Source organism: Variovorax sp. VRV01, assembly GCF_014852545.1.
Taxonomy (GTDB): domain Bacteria; phylum Pseudomonadota; class Gammaproteobacteria; order Burkholderiales; family Burkholderiaceae_C; genus Variovorax; species Variovorax beijingensis_A.
Window position 1 is genome coordinate 94,028 of the sequence record NZ_JACVBS010000020.1, and the last position, 7,884, is coordinate 101,911.

At 59.7% G+C, this 7,884-nt stretch carries 11 protein-coding genes; 4 read left to right on the forward strand and 7 right to left on the reverse strand.

Annotated features, from left to right (window positions below):
• Positions 1–61 precede the first annotated feature (61 nt).
• On the forward strand, positions 62–994 hold the full coding sequence (locus IB278_RS27910) for a Bug family tripartite tricarboxylate transporter substrate binding protein (protein ID WP_192326915.1): 933 nt from the start codon (positions 62–64) through the stop codon (positions 992–994).
• A 270-nt stretch (positions 995–1,264) separates the two neighbouring features.
• Here the strand turns inward: IB278_RS27910 and IB278_RS27915 are convergent, their stop codons facing one another.
• Positions 1,265–1,588 (reverse strand): winged helix-turn-helix transcriptional regulator, encoded by a 324-nt coding sequence (locus IB278_RS27915; RefSeq protein WP_125951901.1) that lies wholly within the window; start codon positions 1,586–1,588, stop codon positions 1,265–1,267.
• A 58-nt stretch (positions 1,589–1,646) separates the two neighbouring features.
• Here IB278_RS27915 and IB278_RS27920 point away from each other — a divergent pair, with 58 nt between their 5' ends.
• From IB278_RS27920 to lspA, 3 genes are all read left to right on the forward strand, one after another.
• Complete coding sequence (locus tag IB278_RS27920; RefSeq protein ID WP_192326917.1) at positions 1,647–2,189, forward strand: carboxymuconolactone decarboxylase family protein; 543 nt, start codon at positions 1,647–1,649, stop codon at positions 2,187–2,189.
• A gap of 60 nt (positions 2,190–2,249) precedes the next feature.
• The gene (locus IB278_RS27925; protein WP_192326920.1) at positions 2,250–2,576 is read left to right on the forward strand and encodes an EthD family reductase; all 327 of its coding nucleotides are present in this window, start codon (positions 2,250–2,252) and stop codon (positions 2,574–2,576) included.
• Between the two features lie 517 nt (positions 2,577–3,093).
• On the forward strand, positions 3,094–3,618 hold the full coding sequence (gene lspA / locus IB278_RS27930; protein WP_192326922.1) for a signal peptidase II: 525 nt from the start codon (positions 3,094–3,096) through the stop codon (positions 3,616–3,618).
• Between the two features lie 136 nt (positions 3,619–3,754).
• On the opposite strand, the gene IB278_RS27935 is transcribed toward lspA, so the two are convergent.
• From IB278_RS27935 to IB278_RS27960, 6 genes are all read right to left on the reverse strand, one after another.
• Positions 3,755–3,952, reverse strand: coding sequence for a hypothetical protein (locus tag IB278_RS27935; protein ID WP_145747114.1), 198 nt, complete (start codon positions 3,950–3,952; stop codon positions 3,755–3,757).
• Positions 3,953–4,342: 390 nt separating this feature from the next.
• The gene (locus tag IB278_RS27940) at positions 4,343–4,876 is read right to left on the reverse strand and encodes an SMI1/KNR4 family protein (protein ID WP_145747113.1); all 534 of its coding nucleotides are present in this window, start codon (positions 4,874–4,876) and stop codon (positions 4,343–4,345) included.
• Positions 4,877–4,942: 66 nt separating this feature from the next.
• Positions 4,943–5,323, reverse strand: coding sequence for a VOC family protein (locus tag IB278_RS27945; protein WP_192326924.1), 381 nt, complete (start codon positions 5,321–5,323; stop codon positions 4,943–4,945).
• Between the two features lie 155 nt (positions 5,324–5,478).
• Positions 5,479–6,591 (reverse strand): alpha/beta hydrolase family protein, encoded by a 1,113-nt coding sequence (locus IB278_RS27950; protein WP_225613216.1) that lies wholly within the window; start codon positions 6,589–6,591, stop codon positions 5,479–5,481.
• A 54-nt stretch (positions 6,592–6,645) separates the two neighbouring features.
• A complete protein-coding gene (locus IB278_RS27955) occupies positions 6,646–7,284 on the reverse strand; it encodes a hypothetical protein (protein WP_192326926.1) in 639 nt (212 codons plus the stop codon).
• Between the two features lie 101 nt (positions 7,285–7,385).
• Positions 7,386–7,823 carry a hypothetical protein gene (locus IB278_RS27960; protein WP_192326928.1) on the reverse strand — a complete coding sequence of 146 codons (438 nt, stop codon included), beginning with the start codon at positions 7,821–7,823 and terminating at the stop codon, positions 7,386–7,388.
• Positions 7,824–7,884: the final 61 nt, after the last annotated feature.

Below are 7,884 nucleotides of genomic sequence, written 5' to 3' on the forward strand. Positions count from 1 at the left end.
ACTTACCGATTGCATCGACCATTCACGCCGTGCGCTTTGCCGCGCGCTGGCTGCATCGCCTATGCTGCCGCTCGCGAACGCCGCAAAGGCCGCCGACCAATGGCCCAGCCGCCCCGTCAAGTGGGTTGTGCCCTACCTGGCAGGCACCGGTCCCGACACCGGCGCGCGCATCCTCGCCGAGTCCGCCGGCCGCTTGCTTGGCCAACCCGTCATCATCGAAAACAAGGGCGGCGCCGCCGGCAACATCGGCGCGCGCCAGGTTGCCCGTGCCGCACCCGACGGGTACACATGGATCTACTCCGCCGCGCCCATGGCGGCGAACGTGCTGATGTACCGCAGTCCCGGCTACGACGTGATGAAGGACTTCCGCCATGTCATGCGGCTCACCACGTCGGATGTGCTGCTGGTCGTCAACCCGGCGTCGGGCATCGAGACGCTGCAGGACCTCGTTACCAAGGCGCGTGCCGCCCCCGGCAAGCTGGACTATGCCTCCGGCGGCGTGGGCACGCCGTCGCATCTTGGCGTGGAGCTGTTCCTCAATGCCGCGGACATCAGCGCCACCCATGTACCGTACAAGGGCGCGTCCGAACTGGTCAACGCCGTGCTGGGCGGGCAGGTGAGCTTCGGCATGCCCATCTTCGCGGTGGCCTTCCCGCAGGTGAAGGCCGGCAAGCTCAAGGCACTGGGCGTTGCCGGCACGCGGCGCAACGCCAGCCTGCCGGACGTGCCAACGCTGGCCGAGCAAGGCGTGCAGGGCGTGCAACTGACGTCATGGGGCGGGCTCTCGCTGCCCGCGGGCACGCCCGATGCGATCGCGGCGCGTGTTTACGAGGTCTTCAGCCAAATGCTCAAGGACCCCCAGGTGATCGCATCATTGAGCGAATTGGGTAGCCAGGTTTCGCCTTCGACACCCGAGGGTTATCTGCAGGTTATCCGGCATGAAGTCGAGTTGACAGGGCAGATGATGAAGAGCGCCAAGATATCGCCGCTTTAGAGAAAGCTCGCGCTGGGGTGCTCGGCCGAATGAACTGCCTTCGCGTTTTCCTTTTCCTTATGGGGCGATGTTCTTATCAGGTCCTGCAGTGGCCGCCGAGCTTGGCTGTGGCTTCAGAAATGCGCTCTGCGAAAACCAGCTTCGAGAGCTCGCTACTTCGGCTTTGGAGATAGGCGACCGGCGGCCTCGGGCCCTGAGCGGAAGTCTGGCCCTATGCAAAGCGGTCACTGCGGACAGGCGCAGTGGCACTCCATGGCGCGAGTCACTTTCTCATCGCTTTCCATGCCCCCACTGGTCCGCCCAAGCTGACAACGGCTTCAGCGCCTTCGCAAGACGGCGCCCTTCGTCCGTTAGTCGATAGCCACCCTCGGCATGTTCGACAAGGTCGACTTCCCTCAGTTCAGTGAGCCGCGTGTTGAGCAATCTGGTGTTCGTCTCGCACGCGTCTTGGAGGGCTCTGAAGGTCAGCGAGCCCTCCCGCAGCTCCCAGAGCACGCGCAGCGCCGTGCGCCGTCCCAGCAGGTCCAGAGCAACCATGATGGGACGGCCGGTGGTGGAACCGCGAACTGGTTGGCCGATACGAGGTGTCGTCATGCTTTACTTTATACAGCAGGAAGCCTACGATAGCGCGGCCATTGAATCAGGAGTCCGTATGCCCGCACGCATTGAGCCAGCAACGCCACCATTTGGTGAGGACATTTCCAGGCCACTCGACAGGCTGATGAAGGGACAGCCCCCTCTTCGGCTGTTCACGACGCTGGCACGCGACGCTCGTCTATTTCAAAAGTTCTTTGCCGGCGGGTTGCTGGACAAAGGCAACTTGAGTATCCGACAGCGCGAAATCGTGATACATCGCACAACGGCATTGTGCAAATCCGAATATGAATGGGGCATCCACGTCACGGCCTTCTCAGGGCTCGCTGGCCTGACGCCAGAGCAGGTCCTGGCGACCGTCACGGCTTCGGGGAACGAAGCCTGCTGGTCAGCCGAGGAGCATGTCCTTCTGCGCCTCTGCGACTCTTTGCACGAGCATTCCGACATCGACGATGGACTGTGGGACGAGTTGCGGAATTACTTTACCGAGGAAGCCATCATTGAACTGCTGATGCTGGCTGGCTTCTATCGCACCGTCAGCTACCTGACGAACGGGCTCCGCATGCCCTTGGAAGAGGCGGGCGCACGATTCCCGGCTTGAGGCCGCTTCTGGGCGAGGCGTCGGCGCATTGACTACCGTGCAACAACAGGAGAACTCTCGATGATCAAAGTCAGTGTCATGTACCCGTATGCCGGAGACGTCCGATTCGATCACGCTTACTACCGCGAGACGCATATGCCAATGATGAAACGGCTGCTCGGCGCTGCATGTCTGTACTACATGGTGGACAAGGGCATCTCAGGGCGCGCCCCAGGCATAGACCCTGTTTACGTAGCCAAATGCGAATTCGTCTGTACTTCTGTCGAAGCTTATCGGGCAGCTTCTGGCCAGCACCAGCAGGAGATCAGGGGCGACATCGCCAATTACACGGATATTCAACCCGTGGTGCAGATCAGCGAAGTGGTAGTAGAGCGTTCGGAAGTTTGACCAAGGTGCGAATTGGCCAAGCACCGCATCCGCGTATGGCAAACCCCGGGGATAGCGCGGTGCTTTGCAAGCGTTTCACCACGTCGACGTAGTCGCGAAGCCAGCCCAAGCGGCGCGATCTCCGGTTGTGGCCGACTGTAGCTGGTCGCGCTTCCATCGTGAACGGGCCCGGAGCTACCGCTCTGCTCGCCTCGATTGCGGGGGCTCATTCTCTGCAGTCGGCGCGGCGAAGGCCGAGACACAGAACTGCAAACGATGGGCGGTCGGCAGTCCACTCGGTGACACCAACGCGAGGTGCCCCCTTTGGCATCTGATAACTGTGCTGTACGGCAAGGCCCCGCTTCACAAACGCCCCTGGGAATTTTTTTGCGCTTGGTTGGAGGAACTCGCTCGTCGGCTCGCGCTCATACGGGAAAATGCCGCCTGGAACCGCGCCGGTGGCAATCGACCGTCGGGGTGGGCCACGAATGTTTGTACCCCCAGAGGCCCCGCCCGGCAACATCACGAGAACCCCTCAATGACGATCATCGTGTCTGCTGACAGGCGCCGCGAAGGCATATCTGCCGCGGCGGCTCGGCTGGTGCCCTATCTGGGCATTGCCTTCACCGTTGTGCTGCTAGACCAAGCGTCGAAGTCGCTCGCCACACGATTCCTAAGCGGGGGCGAAATCCTTCCCATCACGCCCTTTGCCGATCTCGTCCTGGCGCACAACCGGGGCGTCGCCTTCTCTTTCTTGGCCGACGCTTCGGGCTGGCAGCGATGGCTGTTTACGGCGCTTGCCATCGGGGCGGCTGCATTCATCCTCAAACTGCTGGTGCAGCCCGGCGGAACGCTGCTGTTCAGAGCGGCCTTGGCACTTGTGCTCGGCGGCGCGCTGGGAAATGCGATCGACCGCTCGTGGCAGGGACATGTGGTCGACTTCATCCATCTTCATTGGCGCGACGTCTACGACTTCGCCATCTTCAACGTAGCCGATTGCGCCATCACTGCAGGCGCAGCACTTCTGGTGCTGGCTGAAATCAGGCGGCCGCGAGCTGCTTGAAGCAGATTCGAGCTTGCTCTCACGGAGCCGGATCCGCCGCCGCAACTGATCGGTCGCATGGGACTTGGCATTTTGGTGGTGAACGCGAAGGCCAGGTACTGGTCGGTGACGGCTGTTGCATCCATGATCGGGAGCTTTACCAGAATCGGCCGATAAAGTTGACGGCCTTCTCAAAGAGGCTGTTCGGCAGCACGGTGCTCATGACAATGCAAGCCCACCCGATGAGACCGATCAAGAAGCCAGTCCGATCGCCGCTGCCCCACATCAGGTAGCCGATACCCGCAATGGCTGAACCCAAAGCGAACATGAGAAGTCGACCTTTCCAGGTAGCCATCAAACTCCAATCTTTGCGCGGTTGATCAGAAGCCTTCTTTCGCCTTCGCGGTGGAGCGGGCCCGATGGGAATTGCCCATCGACCACGCCGTCATTACGAAGGTCGGGTCATGGCCCGCATTCTGCCTTTCCTGCTGAGGCCGCAACGGTTGTCGAGGGCGGCTACTTGGCGCTCTCGCGACCTATGAGGTCCCACGCAAGGCCTGCAACCCAACCGATGCCCACCAACCATGCCCCGGCCTGAACTGTGTCGACGTCGACCGGCGCGGCCCAATTGACCACCGCCGCGAGCGCCAAGCCGACAGCGGCGCCAAGACAAGACAATGGTGAGACGAGCGCGTCAAGCATTTGAGAGGTATGGGCGAATGTCTGGTTCTGGCCGAGCTTTGCCCTAAGCGGCATGCGGTTCAAATGAGCCCGCTGCCGAGGCAAAGTGTAGGGGTAGCGCTGATGACTTGACTTGGCCAGCCAGCCCTCGCGCAAGAAACTGCGCCATGCCCATTTTGAAATGCTCGGGCGAATCACTGCGTGGCACCGTGACGACTTCCCACAAACCACTTGCGCCGACGGTGCTCCAGCAGAACAAATCGCCATCATCCGAAATAGCCCATGGCAGGAGGCCGCCTGGCTCAAAGAAGAGCGGGAATGGGAAGTTCTCCGGATAGCTGGTCCGGAGTTCGCGCAGCGCCGAGAGCTGAATGAACATCTGGTCCAGCAGGTTCACATGTGGGTTCGCGCTGAAAGGGTTGAGAACGGTCAAGAAACTATTGATGGTCCCCGAACCGTAGTGGTCAATGAACTGCATGTAGTCGGTAGGCAACGGGCCACCAAGCTTGGACGTCACGGCACCCCATTGACCCGTGGTGCCTTGCTCGGTCAGCCGGGCAGGGCGTGGGAGCAGACTGAGGAGTTCGTCAATGACCATGGGAATTGGGCCGATGTCGGTTCATGACTGGATTCTGGCCGACGACTGAACGTCCGATGTTGGCCGTCAGTTGCCGCCAATCGCGTTAGTCCGATGCGCTCGGCTCGAGATGCTGATGGAATTCTTGTCGAGGTCTTTGGCATTCGCGAACGCATACCCGTTGGCTTCGTGCACGGCACCGAATAAGAGCCCTCGTAACTTGGCTTGCGCGGCAAACGCTGCCACGTCTTTCACATGAAAGCTCAGCTTCACCCCTACTTGGCCAAATTTCACGGACTTGGCTGCTTGATGAATGAGCATGCCAGCGCCCCCGCCCGGATGCTTCAGCTCGATCAGGCCCTCGATGACTTCACCATTTGTGAGGAAGCCGAAATGCCGGGCATAGAAAGCGGTAGCCTTTTGCATGTCTCTGGCGTAGATGATGTCTGTTCCTAGTGGCGAATCCATACTGCCTTTTCATGTGGATTGGACGCTAAGCGCCGGCTCTTTTGCCGACTGTAGCCGAAGGGCGGTCGGCGCCGCGGGGCCCATACCAGTCTCTCAGACCTTCGGTAGTGCGGCCGTTTGGGCGCAAGCAAGCGCGTCCTCGTCGGCTCCAAAGGCTAAGGCGTAGAAGCCAAGGTCCGAAGGAAGAAATCTGCGATTCGCGAATTGAGTGCGGGTACCACCTGACCCCGGTCGAAATTGGGCGGGTCACTCAGCAGGCGCTGCGTCACGCCGCCAGTCTCCAAGGGAGGCATGGGCGAGAGCATCGAACCGTGGCCACCTTCCGGGATACGCATAACGACTTCGCATCGGGGTTCACATGCCGCGAGGATTGCTTCCGCGTGGAAGCGGGGCACCTGGTTGATGTCTTTGTCCGCGATAACGAGTCCCAGCGCAGTCGAGGGCTGCTTCAAGCTCGCTGGGTCAAAGTCCGCGGCGAAGGGGACCATTGCCACCACGGACTTGACTCGCGGGTCGAAGCCGCTTTGAATTGCATCGTCGGAGAAGCGCGCTGCGATTACGGCCTTCGCCAGCCAAATTTTTAGGCTGTCCAGCCAGTCGCTGTTGAGCAGTGTGAAGAAACCGACGCAAGATGAGAAATCTTCTCTGGTGTGCTTTTCGCAGTGATTCCTGAAGCGCGCCTTTGACCATTTGCCGCCGGCCATCGACAAGGCCGTATGTCCGCCAGCGGACCCTCCGAACAGGCCTACCGAATCAAGGCGCAAATTAGCCGCCAGTGATTGGGTGCCGGCGACGACATCGATTGCCTGAGAAACTTCGATCGGCCGCTTGATCCAACTCGCAGGCCCAGGCTCCGATGGGTCGAGGTAGTTGTCGCCTGCGTGCTGAGGCAAGGCGACCGTAAATCCCCGTTGCACCAAAACTCGCGCCAAGTCCGCGTGCACCCAAGGGCTTCCGCCCGAGCCATGCGAGATCACAACGAGGTGTCCATTGCCCCTGGATACGCGACCGTTGGCAGCCCATGACAACTTGAACGGTCCCTGTATGGCAGGCATCTCTGGGTCCGAAGACGGATAGAAGATTGTGACGAGTCCAACGCCAGGCTGCGGCAACTGCATGAAGCCCAGTGTGGGCGCTTGTGCGCGCGCGGATTGCCCAAGTGCCAGCAAGAAACCACAGAGGGTTAACAGTGCGTGCCGGTGAAAGGAGGCTTTCCTGGTCACAACAATTGAGGTGCGAATTCTTGTCGCGATCTGGAACGGTGTCATGCCAGAATTATCGTGAACTGGGCGGCTGTCTCGAATGGCGGTTTGTGGCCGCTACTAATCTTTCGATTGCTGGCGCGCGGCTCGCAACGTTTCGTATGCGTCATTCATCGACCACCACTTTGGCGAGAGGTGTGTGGCCAACCATGCCGTTGTCGGTGAGTAGCTGCTGACATAAAGATCGAACAGGAACTGCCTCTCACGCGGCTGGCGCCTGGGTGGCTTGAACCGAAACTCAAGCGCCAGATCTGGTCGCGGTCGCTCGACACGCTCCGCTCCGCGAACCAAAGTAACCTCGCTCCTTGCATCTAGTTCAAGATAGGCTGTCGAGTCTCCTGGTTCCGCAAGATCAATGAATCTGATGCTCTGACCTCCTCCGATTCCTAGACTTTGAGTTCTGAGGCCCGGCACCGGAGAATGACCAAAGGAGCCAAAGAACTGCTGCAACAAGACTGTGTCATCACCCGAAGTCAGCAAGTAGATTAGACAAGCCTGGGGTGAAACGGGTGGAAATCTGCTTGAGAACTTCGGAAGTGGACGACCTGCGGTTCGCTGCATGAAGTCGGTGAGTACATCGCATATGAAGCGGACATCTATTTCATCCTTTAGATCAACCAAAACATGACTAGAACCTGCGCCAGGCAGCGGACGTTTCCATGAAGGCTGTCCGGCAAATGCGTCAATGTTTTCCGTCATGGGGTGTTTGCGAGAGAAAAGCGAAATTTGGTGCAGCATTCGGAAGGAAAGCTAGGCGCTTCACGAACGTCTCCTTCGGGGCCGACAGCTGAGCTTTTCAATTAAACAGGCATTTCCGACTTGGCCTGGCGTATCCATGGTGAAGTCTTGCTTTCCCTCCAGGCAGACCATCCCAATGGCAGGTTTGCAAGTTCAACCAGAGTCTCGTCCAGCCTTAACAACTGCTCCAGCGCCACGATCATCGCTGCTGAAACATCGGCACCATTGTCGGGCAGCATCTGCCAAGCGCCATCGTCCTCATCGTGGTACACGAGGAGAATTGGTGCGGCCTCGCCCATGATTGACTTCACGGTGAAGCATGCGAGATTCGGAGCGTCTTCGAAAGGCCACGCATCATCAAAATTGGGCATGTTCTTGTTTCGGTGAAATGAAGGAAACCGGCGCAACTGAGAGACGCCGTCGAACGTCGGCTCCTGGCCGACTGTAGTCCGTCGCGCTGCCGCCGCGACGAACCCGTTGCCGACCTGTGCTTTGCGCAAGAGCAACAGCCGTTCAAAACGTCAGCGTAGCCTTTCCGCACTGCACGAGGCGCAGAAACTT